24 protein-coding genes, 1 tRNA gene and 1 other RNA gene are annotated in these 25,009 nt (G+C 34.7%); 21 read left to right on the top strand and 5 right to left on the bottom strand.

Annotated features, from left to right (window positions below):
• Nucleotides 1-27 precede the first annotated feature (27 nt).
• The 7 genes from IAE51_RS05285 (at nucleotide 28) to IAE51_RS05255 (ending at nucleotide 5,322) form a co-directional block, all read left to right on the top strand.
• A complete protein-coding gene (locus IAE51_RS05285; RefSeq protein WP_200094917.1) occupies nucleotides 28-204 on the top strand; it encodes a hypothetical protein in 177 nt (58 codons plus the stop codon).
• Between the two features lie 748 nt (nucleotides 205-952).
• Entirely contained in the window at nucleotides 953-1,693 is a 741-nt protein-coding gene (locus tag IAE51_RS05280) for a demethylmenaquinone methyltransferase (RefSeq protein ID WP_200094915.1), read from the top strand.
• A gap of 37 nt (nucleotides 1,694-1,730) precedes the next feature.
• Nucleotides 1,731-2,564, top strand: a complete 834-nt coding sequence (locus tag IAE51_RS05275; RefSeq protein WP_200094914.1) for an Rgg/GadR/MutR family transcriptional regulator — start codon at nucleotides 1,731-1,733, stop codon at nucleotides 2,562-2,564.
• Between the two features lie 130 nt (nucleotides 2,565-2,694).
• The gene (locus tag IAE51_RS05270) at nucleotides 2,695-3,009 is read left to right on the top strand and encodes a bacteriocin immunity protein (protein ID WP_200094912.1); all 315 of its coding nucleotides are present in this window, start codon (nucleotides 2,695-2,697) and stop codon (nucleotides 3,007-3,009) included.
• A gap of 186 nt (nucleotides 3,010-3,195) precedes the next feature.
• Nucleotides 3,196-3,360, top strand: coding sequence for a hypothetical protein (locus IAE51_RS12190; RefSeq protein ID WP_233611036.1), 165 nt, complete (start codon nucleotides 3,196-3,198; stop codon nucleotides 3,358-3,360).
• Between the two features lie 21 nt (nucleotides 3,361-3,381).
• On the top strand, nucleotides 3,382-3,615 hold the full coding sequence (locus tag IAE51_RS05260) for a hypothetical protein (protein ID WP_200094910.1): 234 nt from the start codon (nucleotides 3,382-3,384) through the stop codon (nucleotides 3,613-3,615).
• A 168-nt stretch (nucleotides 3,616-3,783) separates the two neighbouring features.
• Nucleotides 3,784-5,322, top strand: coding sequence for a ClC family H(+)/Cl(-) exchange transporter (locus tag IAE51_RS05255; RefSeq protein ID WP_200094908.1), 1,539 nt, complete (start codon nucleotides 3,784-3,786; stop codon nucleotides 5,320-5,322).
• Nucleotides 5,323-5,346: 24 nt separating this feature from the next.
• On the opposite strand, the gene menA is transcribed toward IAE51_RS05255, so the two are convergent.
• Nucleotides 5,347-6,306 carry a 1,4-dihydroxy-2-naphthoate polyprenyltransferase gene (menA, locus tag IAE51_RS05250; RefSeq protein ID WP_003130349.1) on the bottom strand — a complete coding sequence of 320 codons (960 nt, stop codon included), beginning with the start codon at nucleotides 6,304-6,306 and terminating at the stop codon, nucleotides 5,347-5,349.
• 657 nt (nucleotides 6,307-6,963) lie between these two features.
• Here menA and IAE51_RS05245 point away from each other — a divergent pair.
• Nucleotides 6,964-7,563 carry a transglycosylase gene (locus tag IAE51_RS05245; RefSeq protein WP_003130347.1) on the top strand — a complete coding sequence of 200 codons (600 nt, stop codon included), beginning with the start codon at nucleotides 6,964-6,966 and terminating at the stop codon, nucleotides 7,561-7,563.
• Nucleotides 7,564-7,699: 136 nt separating this feature from the next.
• Here the strand turns inward: IAE51_RS05245 and IAE51_RS05240 are convergent.
• Nucleotides 7,700-7,772: transfer RNA gene (locus IAE51_RS05240), tRNA-Arg, on the bottom strand.
• Between the two features lie 57 nt (nucleotides 7,773-7,829).
• Nucleotides 7,830-8,810 carry a Gfo/Idh/MocA family protein gene (locus tag IAE51_RS05235; protein ID WP_200094906.1) on the bottom strand — a complete coding sequence of 327 codons (981 nt, stop codon included), beginning with the start codon at nucleotides 8,808-8,810 and terminating at the stop codon, nucleotides 7,830-7,832.
• Between the two features lie 297 nt (nucleotides 8,811-9,107).
• Between IAE51_RS05235 and udk the strand changes: the two genes are divergently transcribed.
• The 3 genes from udk to IAE51_RS05220 all read left to right on the top strand — a co-directional run bounded on the left by udk (nucleotide 9,108) and on the right by IAE51_RS05220 (nucleotide 11,452).
• On the top strand, nucleotides 9,108-9,728 hold the full coding sequence (gene udk, locus IAE51_RS05230) for a uridine kinase (protein ID WP_010906081.1): 621 nt from the start codon (nucleotides 9,108-9,110) through the stop codon (nucleotides 9,726-9,728).
• A 216-nt stretch (nucleotides 9,729-9,944) separates the two neighbouring features.
• Complete coding sequence (gene pta / locus IAE51_RS05225) at nucleotides 9,945-10,925, top strand: phosphate acetyltransferase (RefSeq protein ID WP_003130342.1); 981 nt, start codon at nucleotides 9,945-9,947, stop codon at nucleotides 10,923-10,925.
• Nucleotides 10,926-11,059: 134 nt separating this feature from the next.
• Entirely contained in the window at nucleotides 11,060-11,452 is a 393-nt protein-coding gene (locus IAE51_RS05220) for a hypothetical protein (RefSeq protein WP_003130340.1), read from the top strand.
• Nucleotides 11,453-11,496: 44 nt separating this feature from the next.
• Here the strand turns inward: IAE51_RS05220 and IAE51_RS05215 are convergent, their stop codons facing one another.
• Nucleotides 11,497-12,282, bottom strand: a complete 786-nt coding sequence (locus IAE51_RS05215; RefSeq protein ID WP_200094904.1) for a Cof-type HAD-IIB family hydrolase — start codon at nucleotides 12,280-12,282, stop codon at nucleotides 11,497-11,499.
• Nucleotides 12,283-12,443: 161 nt separating this feature from the next.
• Here IAE51_RS05215 and IAE51_RS05210 point away from each other — a divergent pair, with 161 nt between their 5' ends.
• The 7 genes from IAE51_RS05210 to IAE51_RS05180 all read left to right on the top strand — a co-directional run bounded on the left by IAE51_RS05210 (nucleotide 12,444) and on the right by IAE51_RS05180 (nucleotide 20,699).
• On the top strand, nucleotides 12,444-14,741 hold the full coding sequence (locus tag IAE51_RS05210; protein ID WP_200094902.1) for a DNA translocase FtsK: 2,298 nt from the start codon (nucleotides 12,444-12,446) through the stop codon (nucleotides 14,739-14,741).
• Nucleotides 14,738-15,313, top strand: coding sequence for a hypothetical protein (locus IAE51_RS05205; protein ID WP_200094900.1), 576 nt, complete (start codon nucleotides 14,738-14,740; stop codon nucleotides 15,311-15,313). The genes IAE51_RS05210 and IAE51_RS05205 overlap by 4 nt, the downstream gene beginning before the upstream one ends.
• Before the next feature lie 6 nt (nucleotides 15,314-15,319).
• A complete protein-coding gene (gene holA, locus IAE51_RS05200) occupies nucleotides 15,320-16,324 on the top strand; it encodes a DNA polymerase III subunit delta (protein WP_012898251.1) in 1,005 nt (334 codons plus the stop codon).
• 53 nt (nucleotides 16,325-16,377) lie between these two features.
• Nucleotides 16,378-16,764, top strand: coding sequence for a cell division regulator GpsB (gene gpsB, locus IAE51_RS05195; protein WP_003129453.1), 387 nt, complete (start codon nucleotides 16,378-16,380; stop codon nucleotides 16,762-16,764).
• A 134-nt stretch (nucleotides 16,765-16,898) separates the two neighbouring features.
• An RNA gene (gene rnpB, locus IAE51_RS05190) (RNase P RNA component class B) lies at nucleotides 16,899-17,282 on the top strand.
• Nucleotides 17,283-17,397: 115 nt separating this feature from the next.
• Nucleotides 17,398-18,552, top strand: coding sequence for a class I SAM-dependent RNA methyltransferase (locus tag IAE51_RS05185; protein WP_200094898.1), 1,155 nt, complete (start codon nucleotides 17,398-17,400; stop codon nucleotides 18,550-18,552).
• A 146-nt stretch (nucleotides 18,553-18,698) separates the two neighbouring features.
• Nucleotides 18,699-20,699: a cell division site-positioning protein MapZ family protein gene (locus IAE51_RS05180; protein ID WP_200094896.1), complete on the top strand. Its 2,001-nt coding sequence runs from the start codon at nucleotides 18,699-18,701 to the stop codon at nucleotides 20,697-20,699.
• Between the two features lie 180 nt (nucleotides 20,700-20,879).
• Here IAE51_RS05180 and IAE51_RS05175 read toward each other — a convergent pair whose 3' ends face one another.
• Nucleotides 20,880-21,968: a Xaa-Pro peptidase family protein gene (locus IAE51_RS05175; RefSeq protein ID WP_103055011.1), complete on the bottom strand. Its 1,089-nt coding sequence runs from the start codon at nucleotides 21,966-21,968 to the stop codon at nucleotides 20,880-20,882.
• A gap of 213 nt (nucleotides 21,969-22,181) precedes the next feature.
• Between IAE51_RS05175 and ccpA the strand changes: the two genes are divergently transcribed.
• From ccpA to IAE51_RS05160, 3 genes are all read left to right on the top strand, one after another.
• Nucleotides 22,182-23,180 (top strand): catabolite control protein A, encoded by a 999-nt coding sequence (ccpA, locus tag IAE51_RS05170; RefSeq protein ID WP_003129447.1) that lies wholly within the window; start codon nucleotides 22,182-22,184, stop codon nucleotides 23,178-23,180.
• A gap of 137 nt (nucleotides 23,181-23,317) precedes the next feature.
• On the top strand, nucleotides 23,318-24,283 hold the full coding sequence (locus tag IAE51_RS05165) for an NAD(P)/FAD-dependent oxidoreductase (RefSeq protein WP_200094894.1): 966 nt from the start codon (nucleotides 23,318-23,320) through the stop codon (nucleotides 24,281-24,283).
• A 159-nt stretch (nucleotides 24,284-24,442) separates the two neighbouring features.
• A complete protein-coding gene (locus tag IAE51_RS05160; RefSeq protein ID WP_003129445.1) occupies nucleotides 24,443-25,003 on the top strand; it encodes a CvpA family protein in 561 nt (186 codons plus the stop codon).
• Nucleotides 25,004-25,009 lie beyond the last annotated feature (6 nt).

Genomic DNA, 25,009 nt, shown 5'->3' with positions numbered 1-25,009 from the left:
GGGAAAATATTTATTGTAGGTACTCTTATGTCTTCAGTGTTTTTACTGAGAGCCTGTAGTAAAAACGAAAATCAGGGTACAAAAGGAAGTGAAAGTAGCCAATCAATTTCAAAACTTGCAGCAAGTTCTTCAGATTCAGTTGAAGATTCAATGAATCTCGATGAAATAAAGACTGGGGATTATTATAGCATCCAAGGAACATAGAAAAGCAAAGAAGGCGAGACAATCGTAGTAAAGAATAATACTATCAAAATGAGCGCTTTTAAAACTATGTCTGGAGATGCGCCAGCGACAATAAAAGGCCTTACATAAATATTCCTAGTCAAACTGATGCCAATGGAAAACCTAAAGTTATTGAAGATGATAATGACTATAAAGGGACCCCTTTATATACAAAAAAACTGAGAGCTTTTAGTGATTCTGGTAATCATTCAAAATTAAGTTACAATTTTGTTTAGGTTCTTATACAATCACAGCATACTCACAAATTGATTTCTTATCAGCTACGTTTACCCCTTATAATAGTCAAGATGAATCGTCAAATTATAATTCATATAATGATGCCTCAGATGTGGATAGAATCTTTTTAAGCACTGGACAAGAACCAGATGTTGATTATAGTATCGAATATAAAAAGGTTGATTAAATTTAAAAGGGAAAATTATAGACATCTTTTGAAAAATCAAAAGACTATGTTAAAATTTATTCAAAAGGCGCACATCCTTTTGGATAAATTAGAGCTACTCATATTATGAGTAGTTTTTTTGTGTAAAAAAAGCTGTATATTAGATATACAGCACCTTGCCTAACAAAAATATTTAGTTACGTTTTTAATTACGTTTTAGGTGAAACGTATTGAACCTTATTGAGTTTACAATTTACCGAAAATCATAAAAACGTCTTTTAGTGAAACGTATTGATCCTTATTGACACTGTGTGCTATAATATGTCTATGACAAAAGTAAATGAAGAACGTGTACAAGAAATTTTTAATAGTATTTCATCAGATTATGATAAAATGAACGCCATTATCAGTTTTAAACAACATGATTTATGGCGTGCTAAAACAATGAAAAGAATGGGAGATTTAACTGGTCTATCTATTCTTGATTTGTGTTGTGGAACTGGGGACTGGACTTTTGATTTATCTGAAAGTGTCGGCCCTTCTGGTAAAGTAATTGGTCTTGATTTTTCAGAAAATATGCTTGAAATTGCTAAGGCTAAACTCAAAGAAGAAGCGAAGAAAAAGATTGAATTTCTCCAAGGAAATGCGATGGCTTTACCTTTTGAAAATGAAAGTTTTGATGTAGTTACGATTGGTTATGGTCTAAGAAACACACCTGACTATCTTACTGTATTAAAAGAAATTTTTCGTGTATTAAAACTAGGGGGCAGAGTAGTTTGTATCGAAACTTCACACCCCACATTGCCAATTTATAAACAAGCTTTTGAACTTTATTTTAAAAATGTCATGCCCTTTTTTGGTAAAGTTTTTGCCAAATCTTTAAAAGAATATCAATGGCTTCAAAAATCAGCAGAAGATTTTCCAGATGCCAAAACACTTGAGGAACTTTTTAGAAAAGCTGGTTTTGTTGCCGTAGACTATCAAAAACATGGCGGTGGAGCAATCGCAAGTCATTTTGCCACTAAATCCAAAAAACCTAAATCAAATATTCGTATTGGTAAAAAGTAATCGGCCAATAAAAAAATAAAAATTTTGAGGAAAAAATATGCCTTATAAACGTTATGGGGAAATTTTTAAAAAACTACGAGAACAAAAGAATTTTTCGCTTTCCCATTTTTCAGAAATAGGTATTTCAAAAGCGAGTTTATCAAGATTTGAATTAGGTCAAACCATGATAAGCTTTGAACGTTTGGATAGTGCGCTGCAAGAGATGAATGTGACTTTAGCTGAGTATGAACATTTTATCAATAAATTTTCAATGGATTATAAAGAAGAATTTTTAGAAGATATAATTCTTGCGGATATTGCAGATGACGTCGATAAACTTCACAATCTCTATCTAGAAGCTATGGAATATGATTCAAAAATGCTAGCTTATTGTGCTAAAAGTCGTTATGAAATACTGACACAAATGGAAGCTGATGATGTGGTTGAATATCTCTATGACGTTGGAGAATGGGGCTATTTTGAACTTTCGATTTTTTATCTGACTTTGGATAGTTTCAGTGAACGAGAAATTATGTATTTGATGAAAGAACTCTGGGGGAAGAGTAAACACTTATATGGTGTTTTTAAATATCGCAGAAGAGTTCTTCAATCTTCGTATCGAGCGGTCGTTTTGCTTTCCTCAAAAGGAGCTCGTGACTCAGCTAGAAGTATCTTGCAAAAAAGTTACCCTAAAGATGATTTCTACGACCTCTATGTTGAAAATCTAAGAAATCTGGCACATGGTTTTTATAGCTATTGTTTCAAAGACAAGATAAGCGGTGAAAAGCAAATCAAAAATGCCATTGAAATTTTTGGGCAAGTTGGTTATAAAGATTTAGCAGATTATTATCAAAAACGATATCAAAAGCTTTTAGGAAAATTATTAACATAAAAAAGTCTCCAGATTACTTCGTTGCATTTCTGCAATGATTTAAAAAGGAGGCTTTTTTTCTGCTAGAATAAAATTAAAGATAAAAGAAAGCGCGCTTGATTATCAAGAAAAAATAAAAAAAGGAGGAAATATGTTAAAAAAAGAGAAAGAAAATAAAGAAAAGATCCTAAAACGAATTGATGAACTTCTGAAAAATAAGTCAGAACTTAAATCACCTGAGAAAGAAATATTATTGGATTATCGCGAACGAATTGAAAAAAGTAAAAACCTTGAATTTGAATTAGTTCATTTTAGAAATGCCTTACTTCCCTTGGTTATTAGTTCTCAACTTTCTCAAGAAGTCTTGAGTTTTTATAAGGAACTTCGAGCTGAAAGAAAAGTAGCTTGGGGAGAAGGAAGTTCTTTGTTGACAGGAATTTCTCAGTTTCCACAAAAAAGAAAGTGATGTAGATTATTAGAGTAAAACTCAGATGAATAATTCTATTTACGCTGTATAATCTGATTATTTTAGAAAATAGGTATTAAAATATTACTTAGTATCGCTATACTATTGATAATCTGGGGGGCTTACTTAATAGGAAAAAAATATAAAGATTCTTTTTTAATCAGCTATGGCCGAAGGAAAAGAGGAATGATTATCATTGCTTCATCGGTATTACTTCTTAGTTTCTTTGTTTTTGTAAAAAATGATGGCTTGTTCCCAGTAGTTTTATTCTCTATTCTTTTAATTGGCTTAGGTATCTATTATTTAATACATGATAGTAAACGAGATTCTGAGGGAAAAAAAGAGAATTAAACTTAACAAGGAGGTAGAGTGATGGTTTTAGTTTTATGGTTGGTAATGATTGTCATTTCATTTCTTTTACAAATCTATGTTTGGCCACGAATTCCAAAATCAATTTTTAAGTATAGAGGTTTAGTCTTATCTCTCTCTCTCATTATTCTTATTTTTGTTGTAAGAATACCACTAGAAATTACTGCATTGACACTTCCATTTTATTTGATGATGTTTTTCGGGCTCTTTCTTTTTTGGAAAGATAGAAAACTTTAAGTAAATCTGTAGTTAAAAAATTAAAGGTACTCGATTGAGTGCCTTTTTGAGTAAATTTATACAGGTGACGTGTATATTATTAAAAGTACAAAACATAAGAAATCTATTTTATGGTATAATAATCTTGCTTAAAAATTTATTAAAATAAGCGTTAGTAGGGAAGTAGTAATGAAATTAAAAGATATAGAGAAATCAACAAATAAAAATCTTTATCTGCTTTTTCTAAGTGTACTCGTGGGCTTGACTGCGGGTTTTTTGGCCAGTCTTTATCGGTTGGCACTGGAAAAAGCTGAAACTTGGGGCTTGAGTATTTATCGCTTTGTTAGCTCACACCTTATTTTTATTCCCCTCTTTATTTTGGGTTTGGCTTTCTTAGCTTTTGTGGTTACTTTCTTTATGAAGAAATATCCGATGAGTTCAGGTTCTGGGATACCACAAGTTAAAGGACAATTACAGGGTTATTTTAAAAATAATTGGTTCACGACGGCTTTTGCTAAATTTATCGCTGGGACTTTAGCAATGTTTGCAGGTCTATCACTGGGGCGTGAGGGTCCCTCAGTTCAACTTGGGGCTTCAATGGGTCAGATGGTTTCTAGCCGGTTGGCTGAAACTGAACGTCATAAAAGAATTCTAATTGCTTCTGGAGCATCTGCTGGTTTATCTGCTGCTTTCAATGCACCTTTGTCAGGTGTCATGTTTACTTTGGAAGAAGTATTTAAATACTTTTCTCCATTGATTTTATTAACTTGTATGACCTCAGCGATGGTTGCTGATATGGTTGCACGAATAATGTTTGGGAGTGGTCCAGTTTTTCATTTCCAAATTGTTGGTTCAATTGAACTCTCAAATTATTGGCTACTTATTATTTTAGGAATTATTTTAGGATTTTTCGGTGCTTTTTATAACTGGACACTCCTCACAAGTCAAAATTTGATGAAGAAAATAAAGAGTCCATTTCTTCGTGTTTTACTTACTTTTTTAGTGGTTGGGGCAACTGGTTTATTGTTCCCTAATATAATTGGGAGTGGCCATCGTTTAATGGATTCCTTTAGTTTAGGAATGGGATTATCCTTTCTATGTTTGATTCTCATTGGGAAATATCTGATTTCAATGGTATCTTATGCTTCGGGTGTGCCAGGAGGAATTTTCTTTCCCCTGTTAGTTTTGGGTGCTAGTCTTGGAGCTGTTTTTGCGACAATTGTCATTTCGCTTTTTCATCTTCCAAGCCATTTGTTTGCCAATCTAGTAATTTTAGCGATGGCTGGGACTTTTACAGCAATTGTTCGAGCACCGATGACTGGAATCCTTCTTTTGGTGGAAATGACTGGTTCATTTGACCATTTACTTCCTCTGGCTCTTGTCTCTTTAATTGCTTATGTCGTTGCTGATTTATTACAATCTGAGCCAATTTATGATTCCTTATTAGAGAACATGTTGAAAGAAAAAGAAATTGATGTTGATGATTCGGATAAGCAGATGATGTTTGAAACAATTGTTCAATTTGATTCAGTTGCGGATCGTAAGAAGTTGTCAGAGATACATTTACCAGAAGGATGTTTGCTTGTTTCGGTTCATCGTTCAGGTAAGGATATTATTCCACACGGGAATACTGAATTACAAGCAGGAGATTATTTGACCTTTTTGATTAGACGAGAAGATGAAGTGATTGCTAGAGAACAGCTTCGTCAGGTTTTAAATGAAAAATAAAAAAGTGATATTCTATCACTTTTTTTATTTGCTTAAATATTGCCAAAGGATTGATAAAAACAGACTCACAGCATAAGCGCTGTTAAATAGAACCATATTTCTCAGTGAATAAACAAAGCTGCGAGGACTTGGAACTTGACTAGCATGAGATTTTAGATTCTTTCTGATAATTGGAAAAGTGAGTAAACTAAGTAAAGTTGGCCATTCAAATATTCTAAAGATAAATCCAATAATAATAGCTAAATAGGAAGAATACATCAAAAGTTGAAAAAGTTTGATTCCGTTTGGACGACCGATATAATAAACTAATGTGTAGCGATGATTTTTTATATCGCTATCTAAATCACGTAAATTGTTGGCCAGCATGATGTTTGCAATGGTAAAAATGAGTGGTAAACTTGCAATTATCATGGCGATGGCTGCAAAAATACTACCAGTAAAGCTAAAAGAGTCGTTTGTGAAATCAAGATTTAGGTTAAAAATAGGTGATTGAGCGCTGTTGATTAAGATGATCATTGCAAAAATTCCAAAGCCCATTGTCCCACCAGAAAAAATTTCTCCTAAAGGCATACGTGAAAGTGGAATAGGACCATAAGTATAGAAAACGCCAATAAAGAAGACGATTCCACCAAGAATAAAGAAAAGCCAGCCAACAAAATAAGCGAGGAGAAATCCTAAAAAAAGGCTCAAAATAAGCATAAACAAGATAATTGAAGCTACCAATCGGGTGGAAAGATTGGCTTGACCAATGATATTTTCTTGCTTTTTATAATCTTCATCTTTGGCTTTTTTGAAATCTTGATAATTGTTAATAGCAGTTACGGTCATATCAAAAAGGAGCATAGCTATTAAAAATAAGAGAGAAAGGCCAATATTTATCATTTTGAAATAGCTTAAACTAAAAAGTAAACCAATAATGTAAGGGAAAATACTGGCGATTTTAGTTTTTATTTCGACGAGTTCTAAAAAATTTTTGAGGGACATAATTACTCCTGAAAATATAATTTGAATAAAAACAGCCGTTATTTTACGGCTTTTACTTATTTATTTTTTGAGAAAATAATCTTCTGTTTTTTAATCATATTAAAAAAGTTTAAGTAAAAACGTTAACAAATGTTACTCATTTTACTGAAGTGCTTTCATTTCTATTGTAATTATAACTGATTATAGGTTAAGAATCAACATAGACTTGAAGATTATATTTAGTAATCTTTGTTAAGATAAATATAAAATAGGCTAATTTTCATTGATTTGAGAACGGTTTAAGCCTCCAATAGTTCGTACTAAAGATACTACAATATGAGAATAAGATTTGAAGGAAAAGGCTTTATAATCAGTTTTGTGAGGGATTCTTAGCATTTATTTTAAGGTTCGGTTAAGTAATGGATAATATAATCATTTCTCATGAGTGGTGGAGAAAATTTACTACTGATGTTAAATCGTTTTTTAACTCACAATAAGTTGTGAGAAATGAATTTTTAAACGTCCATAGCGTGCAATGACGTTAAACTGCTTACGGTAATCCTACACAAGCGTTCGGACTTTATGATGTGTATGGGAAGTAACCATGTTAATAGAAGATAGACTGGATTCAGTTTGAATCCTATGGAATGTTCTTAGTGGCGAAATCGAAAGGTCTAAATGAAATTAAGTAAAGTTGCTATTTCAACGGGATTAGTTGCATCATTCATGTTTATTGGGGGCGGAATCGCTCATGCGGATACACCTAAATCAACTCATGAAGTTGCTATAGAAGTAATTAACGGAAACTACGGAAATGGAGATACTCGTGTCACTAACCTTCAAAGTAAAGGTTTTGATGTGAAAGCAATCCAAACAGAAGTTAATAACATTCTTACAGGAACAACAACTCAAGTTTCTGCAACAACTAAAACTGCTGAAGAACAACCTACTAAAGTTACATCAGTTGCACCAACTCAAGCAACACAAAGTGTTTCTGGTGGGCTTAATATGAGCCAAACTTCTGGACAAGTTGACATCCAAGCTCTTGCTAATTATATGGCATCGAATACAGCTAATGCAGCGGGCTATTCTGCTAGCGAATGGGCTTATATCATTACTCACGAATCAAATGGTGGGATTGATAGTGTGAATTCAAGTTCAGGTGCTTATGGTGCTTTCCAATTGCTAGGTCATGGCGAATATGCTGGAATGACTTTGGCAGAACAAATTGCGATGGCAAGTAAACTTCCTGCTGGTAGCTGGGTTGTTTATAACTAAGCATTGATTAAAACTCGTCTTAAAATCTTTGATAAATAAATCAAACTTAGTGGCTCATAGCAATCAACTCTCAAGTTCGTTTGGGATTGATTGAGTATAAAAAAGAACACCGAATTCGGTGTTCTTTTTTATTAGATGGCCCCTGCCAGAATCGAACTGGCAATCACTGCTTAGGAGGCAGTAGTTATATCCAATTTAACTAAGAGACCAGAGATAAATTACTGACAGCCTTACAAAATATTTCTGTCAGTAACTTTTAATGAGCTTTATTTATTGTCAGCATCAAAAACAATGCCAGCACTTTGACGCATTTGGTATGAAGTTTCTGAAACTTCTTGGGCAAATTGATGTAGGTCATAACTTGCAGCAAAATCATTATTTTCTAAGATTTGGGCAAAGTCAACAGCTTCATCATAAAGAGAGTGTTTTGGAGCTTCAATGTCGATTCTAGTTTCTGAACCATCCATAGCAATGAATTTAGCAGAAGTAATCGCATTAACACCATCCAAAACTAAAGTTCCATCAGTAGTATAGATTTCACTAGGAAGATATGAATTCACATTTCCTGCGCATTTAATCGAAACTTTGTAATCTTGATAGTCAAGAATTCCAACACCAGCTAAATCAACGCCTGACGGAAGTAAAACTGCATCATAAGTTGCTTTTTGTGGTTTGCCAAACCAAAAGATTGCAGCATACAAAAGATATACACCAAGATCGGCTAAAAGTCCACCAGAGAATTTTGCATTAAATTTATTAGGGATTTCACCGTTTAAAAGAGCAGGCATTTTTGATGAATATTTTGAATAAGTAAAGTCTGCCCCTTTGACTGTTTTGTCAGCAAGAAAGTCTTTAATAATCGAAAATGAATGTTCATGAATATTTCTGGCTGCTTCAAAGAAGAAGACCTCATTTTCTTTAGCAAGCTTAATAATTTCTGTCAGTTCTTTAGGATTTGAAAAGGCAGGTTTTTCAACAATGACATTATGTCCGGCTAAAACTGCGGCTTTAGCCTGCTCAAAGTGGAGGGCATTTGGACTGGCAATATAGATAATATCAAGTGAAGCTTTAAAAAAATCGTCAAGATTATCGAATTTTTGGATGTCTTTAAAATCGGCAGAAAACTGATCAGCAGATTCGAGCCGACGGGAATAGACCGCAGAAAACTGAAATTTTTCAGTCATATGGGCAGCATCAATAAATGAGCGAGCAATCCAGCTCGTACCAATTACTCCAAGTTTTAGCATCAAATTCTCCTTTATAGGTGGACAGAATCATTCGTTAGAAGATTCTAAAATTCTGTTAAAAGCTTGTTCTATTATATCAAATTTTTTCTTAAAGGTCATTGCTCTACTATTGAATTTTCAGTAAATAAATTATAAAAATAAGAATTCCAAAGATTCCATGTCACTTATTAAGAGCTTTTGTCAGTAAAATTAAGAGTTTTTGATGTGAACGCTTAAAAAGTAAAAAAATTGTCAGTTGATGACAAAAAGCTCAAAAATTGTGGTAGAATATATAGAAGAAAATTTGGAGAATTAATTTTGAAGAAAACGTTGATTATTGGTGTCACTGGTGGGTCAGCAAGTGGAAAGACAAGTGTTTCACATGCTATTTTAGAAACTTTTTCAAATGAACGAATTGCAATGATTGAACATGATAGTTACTATAAAGATCAATCGCATTTGACTTTTGAAGAACGGACAAAAACGAACTACGACCATCCATTAGCCTTTGATACAGATTATTTAATTGCTCAATTAAAAGAGCTTCAATATGGACGAGCGGTTGATATTCCGATTTATGATTATGCAAAACATACGCGTTCACAAGAAACTTACCGTCAAGAACCTGTTGATGTTTTAATCGTTGAGGGAATTTTGGTTTTAGAAGATGAACGTTTGCGTGATTTAATGGATATCAAAATATTTGTTGATACAGATGACGATGTGCGGATTATCCGTCGAATTCGCAGAGATATTGAAGAAAGAGGAAGAACTCTTGATTCAGTAATTACACAGTATTTAGATGCTGTTAAGCCAATGTATCATCAATTTATTGAACCCACAAAGAGATATGCAGATGTGATTATTCCTGAAGGGGTATCAAATACTGTTGGGGTTGATATTATTACGACGAAAATCGCTAGCATTTTAAACGACTAAAAAAAGCTGTCTTTGACAGTTTTTTTGTTTTTGGCTAGTGAATCTCGTGAAAAATTGGAAAAATAAAAAGGCTAATTGTCCTTAAATAGCAATAATGGTAATGCTTACTTTTTTTGTGAAAGTATGATATACTTAATTCGTAACAATTGCAGAAAGGAAATCCGCAACTTAAAGCGGTGGGTTATGAGAAATTTGTAACCAAGGGATTTTGTCAAAATGGAACTTTTTGAATCACTGAAACAAAAAATTAGTGGAAAAGGCTTAAAAATTGTCTTTCCTGAAGGAACTGATGCACGTATTTTAGGTGCTGCAAATCGTCTTAACGCTGATGGACTAATTACACCTGTCTTTATTGGAAATGTAAAAGAAGTCACTGAAACATTGATTTCACGTGGAATTAATCCTGAAGGCTTTGAGATTTATGACCCAGAAAATTGTGGACGTTTTGAAACGATGACGGAAACTTTTGTGGAACGTCGTAAAGGTAAAGTTACAGAAGAACAAGCAAAAGAGCTCTTGAAAGACCCAAATTATTTTGGAACGATGCTTGTTTATATGAAAATTGCTGACGGAATGGTTTCTGGCGCAATTCATTCAACTGCTGATACTGTTCGTCCGGCCCTTCAAATCATTAAAACGAAACCAGGAGTAAAATCTGTTTCTGGTGCTTTTATTATGGTTCGTGGTCGTGATGACAATGAAAAATATATTTTTGGTGACTGTGCGATTAACATCAAACCAGATGCACCAACTCTTGCCGATATTGCTGTAGCTTCAGCTGAAACGGCAGCACTCTTTGATATTGACCCCAAAGTTGCCATGCTTTCATTCTCAACTAAAGGTTCTGGAAAATCAGAAGATGTTGATAAAGTAGTAGAAGCGACAAAACTTGTTAAAGAAGATTACCCTGAAATTGAAATTGATGGTGAACTTCAATTTGACGCTGCTTTTGTTCCAGCGGTGGCTCGTCAAAAAGCACCAGATTCAACTGTTGCTGGTCGTGCCAATGTCTTTATCTTCCCTGATATTCAATCAGGAAATATTGGATATAAAATTGCTCAACGATTGGGTAATTTTGAAGCGATTGGGCCAATTTTGCAAGGTTTGAACGCACCTGTTTCTGACCTTTCTCGTGGAAGTAACGAAGAAGATGTCTATAAACTTGCAATTATCACAGCTGCCCAAGCTTTAAAATAAATAATGATATTCTGTCAGTAAATTTGTAAATGAATAATTACTGACAAGTCTGTCATTAATCCGCCATTTGAGGCGGATTTTTTTGTTGGTCTAAAAATGTTATAATTAAAGAATCAAAAAGGAAATGAGAAAAAATGAGAAAATCAAAAATTTTTGCTCTAGTAGGGTCGATTATTTTTTCAATTTTGGCACTTGTTGGGCTAATTAGTTTTTGGGCCATTATTTATATGCCAGAGAATTCAGAAATTATGACAGAACTTCAAGATTCAGGATTTGATAAGCAATTATTGTCTACCGCAGCAATGATTGCAGCTCTGATTTTAATCGCTTTACTAGCTTTAAATTGGGTGGCTTTTGCAAGATTGACAAAAGAAAAAGGTTGGGGAATTTATTTCTTAGTTGTTGGTATCTTTTATTGTGTAGCCTCTGTTTTTAACGGTGTTGGCTTAATTTTGACCTTACCAGTTGCCCTCTGTTTCATTCTTGCTTATGTCTATCGAAGACGAGAAGTCCTTGAAAATAAATAAAAAAATTACTGACAGACTTTCTGTCAGTAATTTTTTATTAGACTTTACATGATGCCCCAATGATTAAAAGCATTGATGATTCCGTGGTTAGTATTTTCTGTAGAAATAAAATCGGCTAACTCTTTTAATTCAGGAACAGCATTTCCCATTGCCGTTCTGTGGTCAGCTGCTTTGAATAAATCTAAGTCATTGCGACCATCACCAAAGGCAAAAGTTTGACCAGTGAAATTTAGCACCTCTTTGACATGATTAATTCCTGTCCCTTTGTTAGTTGTGCTGTTTGTAACATCAATCGAACTTGGAGAGTTCATGAAAAAGTTAAGTTCAGGAACGCGTTCTTTATAATAATCAACTTGACTGAGTTGATTGGTCAAAACCAAAAGCATATTGACTTCCTGAGAGAGGTAACGTCTAGCATCTGCCTGTGGCATCGGCATATGAGTGTAAGCATAAGCGGTTTTAGCTAAGTCAGTTAATTCACTCACCCAATAACCTTGACTGTCATAAAAAGAAAGAGCTTCTGAGTGATGACTTGCTGCCTCAAGTAATTTTTCAACACTACTTGTCGGAATTTCTTCTTTATATATTGTTTCACCATCTAAAACAATATACTGTCCGTTCATGGCAACCGCTCCACTAATCCCAGTTAAACTCATGATTTCATCAAGTTCAAAATGTCCACGGCCAGTAGCAATGAAAGGTAAAACACCATTTTCGCGAATCCGATGAATTCCTTCAATAACTTCTTGGTCAAGTTTACTTTGACTGTTAAGCAACGTTCCGTCTAAATCGAAGAAGGCTAAAGCCTTATAATCATTGATATTTTCCATAATTTTATTGTATCAAATTTATGATATAATTGTAAGTGGAATTATCTATTCTTTTATGAAGAATTTAAATGACTGACAGAACTGTCAGTTTGTGTTAACTATAAAAATAAATAAATATAATTAATATTATTTTACTGACAAACCTGTCAATATTATTAAAAATGAGTGAAAGTAAAAAAATGCCTGCAAAGAAAAAAACAACCAGAAGAAATACTAAAAAAGAACAACAGAAAAAGGCCGCAACACGCAAAATGATTGCTTTTTTTGTTGGGCTTCTTTTAATCTTATTTGCGCTTGCTCGCCTAGGAATTGTCGGAGTCTTACTTTATAACATTGTCCGCTTGTTTGTTGGTTCTCTTGCGATTGTTTTTCTTCTCTTGCTTGCTGGACTAATGATTATTTCCGTCTTTCGTAAGCAAGTTTTAAAAGAAAATAAAAGAATTATTCCAGCCATTATTTTAACTTTTATCGGCCTAATGTTTGTCTTTCAAATTCGACTTCATCAAGGATTTAATGAAACTTTTCATCTTATCTGGTCTGATTTAATGGCTGGCCGTGACATTCATTTTGTCGGCTCAGGTGTCATTGGAGCATTAATCACCGAGCCTGCTAAAGCCTTGTTTTCAGTCATTGGTGTCTATATTATTGCTGCAGTACTTTGGTTAGTTGCTATTTATCTCATGATTCCAGGACTTTTCCCTAAAATGCGTGAAGATTTACATCAACGTTTAGCGAAATGGAAAGAAAAGCATGCCGAAAAAGTAGAAGCTAAAAAAGCAGCGAAAGCACTTGCTGAGCTAGAAAAAAAACAAGCCGTAGCAGAAAGAGAAGAGCTTCCAGAGGCAGCAGAAAATTCATTATTTACCTCAGTACCCACTGAAATTCCAATAAATATTCCAGAAGCGCCTTTTGAAGAAAATGAAACTGAAACTGAAAGTCCAGTTTTAGCAGAAGTTCCTCTTGATGATGAACCTGTCAATTTTTCAAATACTAATAACTATAATGGTAACTATAAATTACCAACCATTGATTTACTGGCAGAAGTTCCTGTCAAAAATCAATCAGGCGAACGTGAGAATGTTCGTAAAAATATTGGTATTTTAGAAGAAACTTTCAAATCTTTTGGGATTGGTGCCAATGTTGAATCGGCAGTCGTTGGTCCATCAATTACAAAATATGAAATCAAATTAGCGACTGGAACAAAAGTTTCACGCGTTGTTAATTTATCAGATGATTTAGCATTAGCCTTAGCTGCTAAAGATATCCGAATTGAAGCACCAATTCCTGGGAAATCTTTAGTCGGCGTCGAAATTCCTAATGCCGAAGTTGCAATGGTTGGTTTCCGCGAAATGTGGGAGGCTGGCAAAACTAATCCAAGCAAATTGTTAGAAATTCCTCTTGGTAAATCATTAGATGGTGGAATTCGCACATTTGATTTAACAAGAATGCCTCACTTATTGGTTGCAGGTTCAACTGGTTCAGGTAAATCAGTGGCGGTAAATGGTATTATTACTTCAATTTTGATGAAAGCTTTGCCTAGTCAAGTGAAGTTTCTGATGGTTGACCCTAAAATGGTCGAACTTTCTGTTTACAATGATATTCCTCATCTATTGATTCCAGTCGTAACAAATCCACGTAAAGCTTCACGTGCCCTTCAAAAAGTTGTTGACCAAATGGAAGAACGCTATGAACTCTTTAGTCGTTATGGCGTCCGTAACATTGCTGGCTATAATGAAAAAGTACAAAGATATAATGCAGAATCAGATGAAAAAATGCTTGAACTTCCTCTGATTGTAGTCATTGTTGATGAATTAGCCGATTTAATGATGGTTGCCAGTAAAGAAGTGGAAGATGCAATTATTCGTTTGGGACAAAAAGCTCGAGCAGCAGGGATTCATATGATTCTTGCGACACAACGTCCATCTGTTGATGTCATTTCTGGACTAATTAAAGCAAATGTTCCTTCAAGAATTGCCTTTGCTGTTTCATCTGGAACAGATTCACGAACAATTTTAGATACTAATGGGGCTGAAAAATTACTAGGTCGTGGGGATATGCTCTTTAAACCTATTGATGAAAATCATCCGATTCGTTTGCAAGGGGCTTTCTTATCTGACGATGATGTCGAATCTGTTGTGACCTTTATTAAAGACCAATCAGAAGCTCAATATGACGAAAGCTTTGACCCTGGTGAGGTAGATGAGAGTCAAGTTGGTACGGGCGCTTCAAATACAGGCTCTGGTGACCCCTTATTTGAAGAAGCACGAAATATGGTTATTATGGCTCAAAAAGCTTCAACGGCTCAATTGCAACGGGCTTTAAAAGTTGGATTCAATCGCGCCTCTGACTTGATGAATGAGTTGGAAGCGCAGGGAATTGTTGGTCCTGCTAAAGGAACGACTCCTCGTAAAGTCCTTGTTAGTCCAGATGGAGAATTTATTGGAGGAGTAGAAGAGTGAGTGAAGAACTATATTATCGTCACTATTTTCTACAAATCTATGAAATCTTACGAGAAGATGAACAAAATAAAAAACTTTCAATCAAGGAAAAAAATGTTTTAGCTGATGCTTTGGTTTTAAATGAACGCAAAGAACCAGTTTTACAAATATTAGGCCAGCTTTATATGCGCTTAGAATTTTGGAATCGGCCTGCTGATGATGAGATTTTAAAAGGCGGCATGAAAGCCCCAGTCAGAACACTTTATGAAGAATTAAAGGCAGATAAAAATATCACTTCTTCACAAAAATTTATTCCAGGAGTTGAAGCGTATCGACCGATTACATGGAATGATGCTTTGTATGGAAATAAAATGAAGGAAGATGATGGCTTTATCGGTGGGGGCTATGTCACTTTTGACTCTAATGAAAAATATAAATCAATGGAAGAGAGAATAGCCGTACCTGATAATGAAATTGTTAGAAATGCAAAATCAAGTTTTGCTAAACTCTTTCAAGTTGGTTGTTTAGGTTTTGCTCTGCTCATCCTGCTCCTTGTTCTCTTGGGGTTTGCTTTAAAAATGGTAACGAGGTAGTTAAAAATGACAGTATTTGATGAATTTAATGAAATCAAAAGAAAAGGGCTCCCTCAAATTTTAGTAATTTTTGGTGAGTCAAGGGAACTAGTTGGAGAATTGAAAAATCAACTCTTAACAGAGGTTAATTTCGAGCCAACGGATTTGAGTCAGGCTTATTATGACTTAACTCCTAGTAATAGTGATTTAGCCCTTGAAGATTTGGAATCTCTCCCTTTTTTCTCAGATTCTCGGTTGGTAATCCTAGAAAACTTGGTTAATTTAACAACGGCTAAAAAAAGTGTTTTAGATGAAAAACAGTTGAAGCGCTTTGAAAATTTTTTAGATGATCCGCCGGAAACTACGCAACTTGTTTTAATCCTTTATGGAAAATTGGACAGTCGTCTTAAAGTTGTTAAAAAATTAAAAGCTAAAGCAGCTTTGCTTGAAGCACAAGAATTAAAGAGTCAAGAATTAATTCAATATTTTAGTCGAATAAGCCCTTTACCAAAGGCAGTTTTGAGTTTAATTGCCGCTAAATCAAATGATAATTTTTCAGTAATGAAGCAAAATATTGACCTCGTTCAAACTTATGCACTAGGGCGAGAAGTGACACTTGATGATGTGGAAAAAGTTGTCCCAAAATCGCTACAAGATAATATTTTTGCCTTAACTGATTTAATTTTTAAAGGAAAAATTGATGAGGCGCGTGATTTAGTCCATGATTTGACCTTGCAAGGGGAAGATTTAATTAAAATATTAGCTATTTTGACAAATTCTTATCGTTTGTATTTACAAGTCAAACTTTTCCAAGCCAAGGGTTGGCAAGAAAATCAACAAGTTGCCTTTTTAAAAATGCACCCTTATCCTGTAAAATTGGCCAATCAATTGGTTAGAAAATTAAACGTTAAATCCTTAAAAAATGGACTTTCTGATTTAATTAAACTTGATTTTGATATAAAAACAAGTGCAGCTGATAAATCCTATCTTTTTGATATCACTTTAATCAGGTTGACCTTGAAAAAAAACTGAAAATCTGTTATCATAAATAATGGACATTTTATAATGATGATGAAGAGGTAAAAATGCCGACATTTAAATTTACGCCTAAAGATATCTATGAAGCAGACTTCTCTACAAAGATGCGTGGTTACGATAAAGAAGAAGTCGATGAACTCCTTGATGACGTTATTGCTGATTATGAAACTTATCAGACTGAAAACTTGCGTCTTCAAGAGGAAAATGAGTTTTTGAAGAAAAAGATTGCTGAATTAGAAATGCAAGTTTCTAAACCAAATCAAGCAAATCTTGATGATACACAACGCTTTGACCCTAACCAAATTCTTCAAGCACGTTCAAGTAAACCAAAAGTGGAAATGCGTAATCCAAGTAATTTTGATTTACTCAAACGAATTAATCGTTTAGAACAAGCTGTATTTGGACCTAACGGCATTGCTAGTGAAAACAACTAAGAAAATATAAAATTGAAATGTTTTATGTTCTGCATTAGGTTTAGAAATGAACCTTTTTGCAAACTTCACAAGATGTGAAGGCAAAGATTTTGGTAAATGAACTTTATTGTTCTGCTTAATTTTTGATAAAAACAGTTTTCGGATAATCGCGCGATTTTTTTGTAAAACGTGAGGAAAGTCCATGCTCGCGCGTTGCTGAGATGCACGCAGTGATTGTGCTAGGTCAAACAATAAACCTAGGTAGGAGCGTCATGCCTAACGGCTGGCCAAAACGCTAAGTCTTTTGATATGCGTGAGTAGCCTGTAAAAGTGCCATAGAGACGAGTCTTAGAGGAAACTCTAAGAATGGAACGTGGTAAACCCCTCAAGCGAGCAACCCAAACTTATGGTCGGGGCACTTGACTAGCCAAAATGAAGGCGTGGTCGAGGCTGAAATTAAGAATTTTGGCAGACAGATGATTATCGAAGGGGAGATTCACGAATGTGAATTGAACTGGAACAAAACATGGCTTATAGAAAACTGTATGACACAGGCTGGGGCTTTTAGCCTCGGCTTTTTTTGATAAATAGTGTTTAATTGAAATAGATAGAATTATCTCTGCTCATTTTATGCAGAGAATGGAAAGTTAAAAAATGCAAAAGAAATTCAAGTTATTAGCAACTTCTTCAAGTGGTTTAGAGAGTTTAGTTGCTCGCGAACTTCGTAATCTGGAAATTGAAAATGTTTCGATTGACGACCGTTCACGTGTCTTCTTTGAGGGGAATTTGGCAACAATTGCTAAGGCGAATCTTTGGTTAAGAACGGCTGACCGTGTAAAAATTGTAGTTGGGGAATTTAAAGCTAGAACATTTGATGAATTGTTTGAAAATGTTTATGCGCTTCCCTGGGCAGAGCTTATTCCTTTTGGAAGCCAATTTCCTGTCAGCAAAGCTAAAGCGGTGAAATCAACTTTACATAATGAGCCGTCAATTCAAAGTATCACTAAAAAAGCGATTGTCAAAAAATTACAGACGACATATCATCGTCCTGAAGGTGTTCCAATTCCTGAAAATGGAGCTAAATTTTCAATTGAGATTGCTTTACATAAAGATATGGCAACTGTATTGATTGATACGACTGGCGATTCTTTATTTAAACGAGGCTATCGTTCAGAAAAAGGAGAAGCTCCTTTGAAAGAAAATATGGCAGCTTCGATTATTTTATTAACCAATTGGTTAGCAAATCCTCGTCGTGCTTTTGTTGATCCTACTTGTGGTTCTGGAACATTTACAATTGAAGCAGCAATGCTGGCTTTAAATATGGCACCAGGAATGAATCGTCCATTTGCTTTTACTGCATGGCCTTGGTTTGATGAAGAAATTTTGAAACAAGAAAAAGCTTTGGCCAAAAAACAAATTCGTACAGATTTAGAATTGGATATTCAAGGTTTTGACATTGATGGAAAAATGATTGAAATTGCAAAACATAATGCACTTGCGGCAGGCCTTTCAGATGTGATAAAATATAAGCAAATGCGACTTCAAGATTTTAGGACTGATAAGTTTGACGGTGTCTTAGTTTCTAACCCGCCTTATGGGGTGCGTTTGGAAGATGAAGAAGCTGTTGCAGCTCTTTATGGTGAAATGGGTAAAACTTTTGCGCCACTAGAAACTTGGAGTAAATACATTTTGACGAGTGATGTCGCTTTTGAAAAGCATTATGGGGCAAAAGCAACTAAAAAACGCAAACTATATAACGGAACACTTAGAACAGATTTGTATATGTATTTCGGAAAACGTATGAAATAAATTTTACTGACAGAACAAAAGCTATTACTAAAACAAAAAAATTTTAGTGATGACGGCTGTCAGTAAAAATTCAGACGAGTTTGAGCAACTCTCGTTGTCTGATTCACCATTTTATTGGAATTGTGGGAATCTTATTCGGAGGAAAAATGTCAAACAAAAATAAAAAAAATAGAAACAAAAACAAAAATAATAACAATAATAAACCAAAAAATGAGCAACAAATTGGTGAAAAAACTTTGAAACTTCAAGATTTACAAGATTTTACCGTAGGGCAAATTGTTGCAGAATCAAAACGTGTTGATAAAGAAAATGAAGAAAATGAGTCTGTTTTAGATAAATATATTCGTCAGCACCGTGGAGAAATTGAAGAAGCTAAAAGTAAAAATTTGGACGAATTCATTCAGGCAGAACGTACAAATATAGAAGTTCCGGTTGAAGAAGATAAAGAAGCTAAGTCAGAAAAACTTCAAGAAGTTTCCAAAGAGGAAATCGACGAGAATGATGAATTAGCAGCTTCAAAAATTGAAACTGAAAAAGTTACTGACAGTTCTGATTCTGATTTGTCAGCAGAAAATAAAGACTTAGAAGTTGCTGACAAGGAAAGCGAAGAAACTAAAAAATCAAAAAATGATTTAGTTTTAGATCCAGTTGTGATGGTCGACGCTCCTGTCAGTACTTTGCCAGAGCAAAAAGAAGCTCCGCAAGTTGAAGAAGTCAAGAAAACTGAACCAACTGACGAAGAAGAAGCCGAAAGTCCACAAGATGAGAAGGTAGTTGCTGCACCAGTTATGATGTCAGCAAACGAAGTTCCAATGGACGAGCCAAGTGAACCAGAAATTTCTGAAACTGACACTAAAACTGATTCAATAATTGACGAAAAATCAGAAGTTGAACCAAAAGTAACAGAAGAACCAGCAGAAGAAATTAAATCTGATTCAAAAGAAGATTCTACTGAAAATAATCAAGCCCTTGAATCGGGAGCTGAGGAAAAAGTGACAGATTCACCAAAAGAGACAAAAAGTGATATTCCTGATAAAGTTATTACTGCTGAATCAGTTTCACCTCACTTACTAGCTGAAACAACATCCTTTAAAGCAGATAAAGTAGAAGAAAATGCGGCAAAAATTACTGACGAAAAGTCAAAAAATCGTAAAAAACCAATCATTATTGGTCTATGTGCAATTGTTTTAATTGCAGCTGGAGCGATTGGATTTGCCCAATATAATAGTCATCAAAAAGGGAAAACGGTTCAAACTTCTCAAAGCAGCCAGAGTGATTTAGATAAATATCAGAAACAATACGATGCTTTTTTCACTGACAAATCACATACTATTTTGAGAAATAGTCAATTTAGCAAGTTATCAGCTCTTGAAACTTTAGTTGATGCTCACAAAAATTCCATGGCATGGTCAAATGCAGTTTCTGATACAGAAAGCCTAAAAGACCAAATTAATGCGATTAAGAAAGTGAATGCTCTCTTTACTAGCGCAGCAATTACTGACGGAAAACTTGATTCATCAGCTAAAGTAGTGGCAAATGTAAAAGTTCCAGAAACTCCTAAAACAACCAATGAAACCCTGAATAAATTACTGACACAAGCCATTGATTTAGCTAAGAACCAAGTTGCTAAGGAAAGTTCAGCTAAAGCGTCTGCAAGTGCAGCAGAAGCCAAAGCGAATCAAGGAGCTACTAGCCAAAGTTCTACATCAAGTACAGCTAGTCAAAGCAATTCTACGACGACTCCTTCGTCAGCAGCTTCAGCAGGTTCAAGTACAAATGCCAGCACAAGTAGTAATACTAATGGTTTGAGTAGCAACGGAGTTAATTTAGAAGTATCAGCAGCACGTGTCCAACCTCAAGCTGGAGTCAACACAAATGATCCTGCTTTCACATGGGGAGCTGGAATTAAAGAAATGGTTCTGAATAAAGCCCGTGAACGCGGCTATATTACAGGAGATAATTATATTTTAGTTCCAACAGCGATTCATACAACCAATGGTTCCCAAGGTTTCCCAGCCGGAATTGTTAGTGGTTATTACAATCTTTATGCACCAGATGGTCGGTATTTAGTATCAATCAATGCTAAAACAGGTTTCTTTGTTGGTAATGGTTCTGGTCATGCTGATAACTTAGATTATGACGCTTAGAAAAAAATAATCATCATTCAGATGATTATTTTTTTTACTGACAGAAACCTACTGACAGAAACCTACTGACAAAAATTTACTGACAAAAATTTACTGACAAAAATTTACTGACAAAAATTTACTGACAAAAAAACTTTCGCCAAAATCAGCGAAAGTTTTTTACTTTTATCAATTATTCGATTAGAAAATTAATAAGTCATGGTCAGTATGAGTGAAACTTTCACAACCATTTTCTGTTACGTAAAGACAGTCTTCAATACGCACACCTACTTTACCAGGAATATAAATTCCAGGTTCGTTAGAGAAGCACATTCCTTCTTGAATTACGAGGTCGTTACCAGCAACAATAGATGGATATTCGTGAACGTCCATTCCGATACCATGTCCAAGGCGGTGATTGAAATATTCACCATAACCTGCTTTAGTAATTAAGTCACGGGCAACAGCATCAATTTCATGTGCAGTTACACCAGGTTTAATGAAGTCCATGGCTGCTTGTTGAGCTTCCTTAACGATTTTATGGATCTCAGCATCAAAGTCATTAGGTTGACCAATAGCGATTGTACGTGTCGCATCAGAAGCATATCCGCTACTCATCACACCCAAGTCAAAGAGCAAAAGTTTATTTTCTTGAATTTCAACATTTTCAGGTGCACCATGTGGATTAGCAGCGCGAGCTCCTGATAAAACAAGCGTGTCAAATGACATCTGTGGAACACCCATACGTTTCATTTCGTATTCAATTTTTGCAACGATATCAGATTCAGTCACACCATTACGTTCAGCAGCAGTGGCAAAACCAATTTCAAAACACTTGTCAGCAAAATCACCAGCAACTTTCATTTTTTCAATTTCATCTGCTGACTTAATCAAACGCATCCGTTCAATCAAAGGAGTCAAATTTACAAAATTAATATCACCAAATTGTGCTTTCAACCCTTCAGTTTTAGCTAAAGGAATATCTGAAAATTCAACAGCAATTGATTTAACATCTGATTTTACATGATTTTTAACAACTTCCCAAGGGTTCTGAGAATCTTCATATCCGAAAATATCCAGACCACTTGTGTGTTCTTTAGCTTTTTCCACTTCCAAAGCAGGAGTAAATAACATCGGAGTTGAATCTCTAAAAATCATCAGCCCAGCAATTCGTTCATGGGGATCAATTGCTAGCCCTGTTAGATAATTTAGAGTTGTCGGATTAGTGATGAAAGTCATATCGACTTCCTTGTCATTCAGAAAAGCTGAAATACGTTCAATTTTGCTCAAAATGGTTCCTCCAATATTTATGAAAATGAGTTTCTTAAATTCTCATGAAAATAAAAAACACTATATCCCTATTCTACGCTATTTTTATTAAAAAATCACGTAAAAAAACATAGCTGAAGGTTGAAAAGGTTTACAGTTAATGATATAATTTGTAAATGAAAATGGTTTTCATAAATACTATGAATAAAAAGAAAAGAAAGAGGATAGCCAATTATGGTAGAATCAACAACAACAATTTATGATGTGGCACGTGTCGCCGGAGTGTCAATGGCAACCGTTAGTCGTGTTGTAAATGGAAATGCAAATGTAAAGGAAAAGACGCGCCAGAAGGTCTTAGAAGCTATTGCTGAGCTTGACTATCGTCCTAATGCAGTTGCGCGTGGACTTGCAAGTAAACGTACAACAACAGTTGGTGTTATCTTGCCAACCATCACTTCAACTTACTTCGCTGCGATTACTCGCGGGGTCGATGATATCGCTTCCATGTATAAATACAACATGATTTTAGCTAATAGTGATAATGATGTTGAAAAAGAAGAAAAAGTTTTAGAAACTTTCTTATCAAAACAAGTTGACGGAATCGTCTATATGGGTTCATCTTTAGATGAAAAAATTAGAACTTCCCTCAAAAATTCAAGAACACCTGTTGTTTTAGTTGGAACAATCGATGGAGATAAAGAAATTCCATCTGTTAATATTGATTACCATTTGGCTGCTTATCAATCAACTAAAAAATTGATTGATAGTGGAAATAAAAAAATCGCTTATATCATGGGTTCATTGAAAGACGTTGAAAATACAGAACGTATGGTTGGTTATCAAGAAGCTTTGCTTGAAGCAAATATTGAATTTGATGAAAACCTCGTTTTTGAAGGTAATTATAGCTATGAACAAGGGAAAGCACTTGCTGAACGTTTACTTGAGCGAGGAGCAACTTCTGCAGTAGTATCACATGATACAGTAGCCGTTGGACTCTTATCTGCAATGATGGATAAAGGAGTGAAAGTTCCTGAAGATTTCGAAATTATCTCAGGTGCAAATTCACCAATTACTCAATATACATATCCAACTTTAACTTCTGTTAACCAACCCCTTTACGATTTAGGAGCAGTAGCAATGCGTCTTTTGACAAAATTAATGCTTAAAGAAGATGTTGAACAAAATCAATTAGTTTTGGATCATGAAATCTTTTCTCGTCGTTCTACTAAATAAAAATCAAGCCCTTTTGAGGGCTTTTTTTATTTAAAGTAAAAAGTATTTGACATTTGAGGGAAAAGTCGCAATAATAGAAAGATGATAAAAAGAATTTATTCAATAGATTAAATGAATAAATTGTTAAGGAGTTTGATATGCAAGAATTAGATTTAATTATTGTTGGAGCAGGTCCTGTTGGTCTATATGCGGCTTTTTACGCAGGAATGCGCGGTTTATCAGTTGCAATAATTGAATCAGCGCAAGTTCCAGGTGGTCAACCCCAAAATCTCTATCCTGAAAAATTAATCTACGATATTGCTGGCCTACCAGCAGTGACAGGGGCAGATTTGACAAAAAATCTTTTAGAACAACTAGCACAAATCTCTCATCGATTATTTCTTGGGGAGAGCGTTCAAAAAATTGAAAAAGAAGAGGGGATTTTTTCTGTAACTACTGATAAATCAACCAGAAGAGCCAAAGGCGTTTTGCTGACGACTGGTGCCGGCCTTTTGAAACCTCGAAAGTTAGGAATTGATAACGAAGAAACTTTAGCCAATGAAGGAAAACTATCTTACTTTATCACTTCTCTAAAAGAGTTTGAGGGAAAAAATGTTGCGGTTTTTGGTGGAGGAGATTCGGCTTTAGATTGGTCATTAATGCTTGAAAAAGTAGCTAAAAATGTTCATTTGGTTCATAGAAGAACTGCTTTTCGTGGTCATGAAATTACAGTTGACCGAGTGATGAATTCTAATATTCAAGTTCATACGCCTTATACTTTTTCAAATTTGATTGAAAATGAATTAGAATTAAAAAAAATAAAATCAGAAGAAAGCTTGAACTTTTCGATTGATAAAATTTTGGTTAATTATGGTTTTTTAACAAATCAAGTGACTTTAGCTGAAAACTTAGAAGTCAGTCGTAATGGTCGCGTTAAGGCCGATTCAATGATGCAATCCAATATTGAGGGACTTTATGTCGCAGGAGACGCAAGTGATTATCCGGGAAAAATGCCCTTGATGTCCGTTGGTTTTGGTGAAGCAGTCCATGCGATTAATGCCATGACGAAAAAACTTGAATTTGACCACTCACTTAGAGGGGGACATTCTTCATCCATTTTTTAAAATAAAAAGCGTATTCTAAATAGGGGTACGTTTTTTTTATGAAATACGGTATAATAGAGAAAGAAAAATGACTTGAACTTAGCTTCATTAATAAAAATGAGCCAAGTTTTATGAGTGCTTTGTTTAAAAAGCAAAATAAAAGTAAATTGGGAATGTTTGATGATATTAAATTTGATTATTTTAGTAGCCTTGGTTTGGGCTTTCATGGTTGGTTACTCACGAGGCTTGATTTTACAAGTTATCTACAGTTTTGGTACGATTATTGCGGCCTTCATTGCAGCCAGTAATTATAAAGAGTTAGCACAAAAATTGAGTATTTGGGTTCCTTTTTCAAATGCCACAGAAAACTCACATCTCTTACTTTTTAGTGATAAGCTTCTTTTTCAACTCGATGATGCTTTTTATGCGAGCATTTCGTTTTTAGCAATTTTTATTGTCGTTTATGCTATTATCCGTCTTATCGGTTTATTTTTACATTTTGCACTTAGTCCTCTGGGAAGAAATGGAAAAATCATTGCTGGAATTTTAGGATTTGCGGCGACTTATTTTGGTTTACAAATGGTCTTGATGGTCTTGAGTTTGGTTCCTATTGCAGCGGTTCAAAGTCAACTTGATGCTAGTTTTCTAGCTCGTTTTATGGTTTTACATACACCGATTTCATCAGGAATCTTGCAAAACCTTTTTATTGAAAATATTGTCCACATTAATCCTCTAGGATAGTGCTAG

This window comes from Lactococcus sp. S64, from assembly GCF_016516525.1.
Classification (GTDB): Bacteria; Bacillota; Bacilli; order Lactobacillales; family Streptococcaceae; genus Lactococcus; species Lactococcus lactis.
Note: the sequence above shows the minus strand (reverse complement) of the source record. Positions and strands in the feature narration are given on the sequence as shown.

What these genes read in the sequence shown, in the direction of transcription:
- IAE51_RS05285 (WP_200094917.1), top strand. Translation starts at nt 28, where the DNA reads ATGTCTTCAGTGTTTTTACTGAGAGCCTGTAGTAAAAACGAAAATCAG.
- IAE51_RS05280 (WP_200094915.1), top strand. Translation starts at nt 953, where the DNA reads ATGACAAAAGTAAATGAAGAACGTGTACAAGAAATTTTTAATAGTATT.
- IAE51_RS05275 (WP_200094914.1), top strand. Translation starts at nt 1,731, where the DNA reads ATGCCTTATAAACGTTATGGGGAAATTTTTAAAAAACTACGAGAACAA.
- IAE51_RS05270 (WP_200094912.1), top strand. Translation starts at nt 2,695, where the DNA reads ATGTTAAAAAAAGAGAAAGAAAATAAAGAAAAGATCCTAAAACGAATT.
- IAE51_RS12190 (WP_233611036.1), top strand. Translation starts at nt 3,196, where the DNA reads ATGATTATCATTGCTTCATCGGTATTACTTCTTAGTTTCTTTGTTTTT.
- IAE51_RS05260 (WP_200094910.1), top strand. Translation starts at nt 3,382, where the DNA reads ATGGTTTTAGTTTTATGGTTGGTAATGATTGTCATTTCATTTCTTTTA.
- IAE51_RS05255 (WP_200094908.1), top strand. Translation starts at nt 3,784, where the DNA reads ATGAAATTAAAAGATATAGAGAAATCAACAAATAAAAATCTTTATCTG.
- menA (WP_003130349.1), bottom strand. Translation starts at nt 6,306, where the DNA reads ATGTCCCTCAAAAATTTTTTAGAACTCGTCGAAATAAAAACTAAAATC.
- IAE51_RS05245 (WP_003130347.1), top strand. Translation starts at nt 6,964, where the DNA reads ATGAAATTAAGTAAAGTTGCTATTTCAACGGGATTAGTTGCATCATTC.
- IAE51_RS05235 (WP_200094906.1), bottom strand. Translation starts at nt 8,810, where the DNA reads ATGCTAAAACTTGGAGTAATTGGTACGAGCTGGATTGCTCGCTCATTT.
- pta (WP_003130342.1), top strand. Translation starts at nt 9,945, where the DNA reads ATGGAACTTTTTGAATCACTGAAACAAAAAATTAGTGGAAAAGGCTTA.
- IAE51_RS05220 (WP_003130340.1), top strand. Translation starts at nt 11,060, where the DNA reads ATGAGAAAATCAAAAATTTTTGCTCTAGTAGGGTCGATTATTTTTTCA.
- IAE51_RS05215 (WP_200094904.1), bottom strand. Translation starts at nt 12,282, where the DNA reads ATGGAAAATATCAATGATTATAAGGCTTTAGCCTTCTTCGATTTAGAC.
- IAE51_RS05210 (WP_200094902.1), top strand. Translation starts at nt 12,444, where the DNA reads ATGAGTGAAAGTAAAAAAATGCCTGCAAAGAAAAAAACAACCAGAAGA.
- holA (WP_012898251.1), top strand. Translation starts at nt 15,320, where the DNA reads ATGACAGTATTTGATGAATTTAATGAAATCAAAAGAAAAGGGCTCCCT.
- gpsB (WP_003129453.1), top strand. Translation starts at nt 16,378, where the DNA reads ATGCCGACATTTAAATTTACGCCTAAAGATATCTATGAAGCAGACTTC.
- IAE51_RS05185 (WP_200094898.1), top strand. Translation starts at nt 17,398, where the DNA reads ATGCAAAAGAAATTCAAGTTATTAGCAACTTCTTCAAGTGGTTTAGAG.
- IAE51_RS05180 (WP_200094896.1), top strand. Translation starts at nt 18,699, where the DNA reads ATGTCAAACAAAAATAAAAAAAATAGAAACAAAAACAAAAATAATAAC.
- ccpA (WP_003129447.1), top strand. Translation starts at nt 22,182, where the DNA reads ATGGTAGAATCAACAACAACAATTTATGATGTGGCACGTGTCGCCGGA.
- IAE51_RS05165 (WP_200094894.1), top strand. Translation starts at nt 23,318, where the DNA reads ATGCAAGAATTAGATTTAATTATTGTTGGAGCAGGTCCTGTTGGTCTA.
- IAE51_RS05160 (WP_003129445.1), top strand. Translation starts at nt 24,443, where the DNA reads ATGATATTAAATTTGATTATTTTAGTAGCCTTGGTTTGGGCTTTCATG.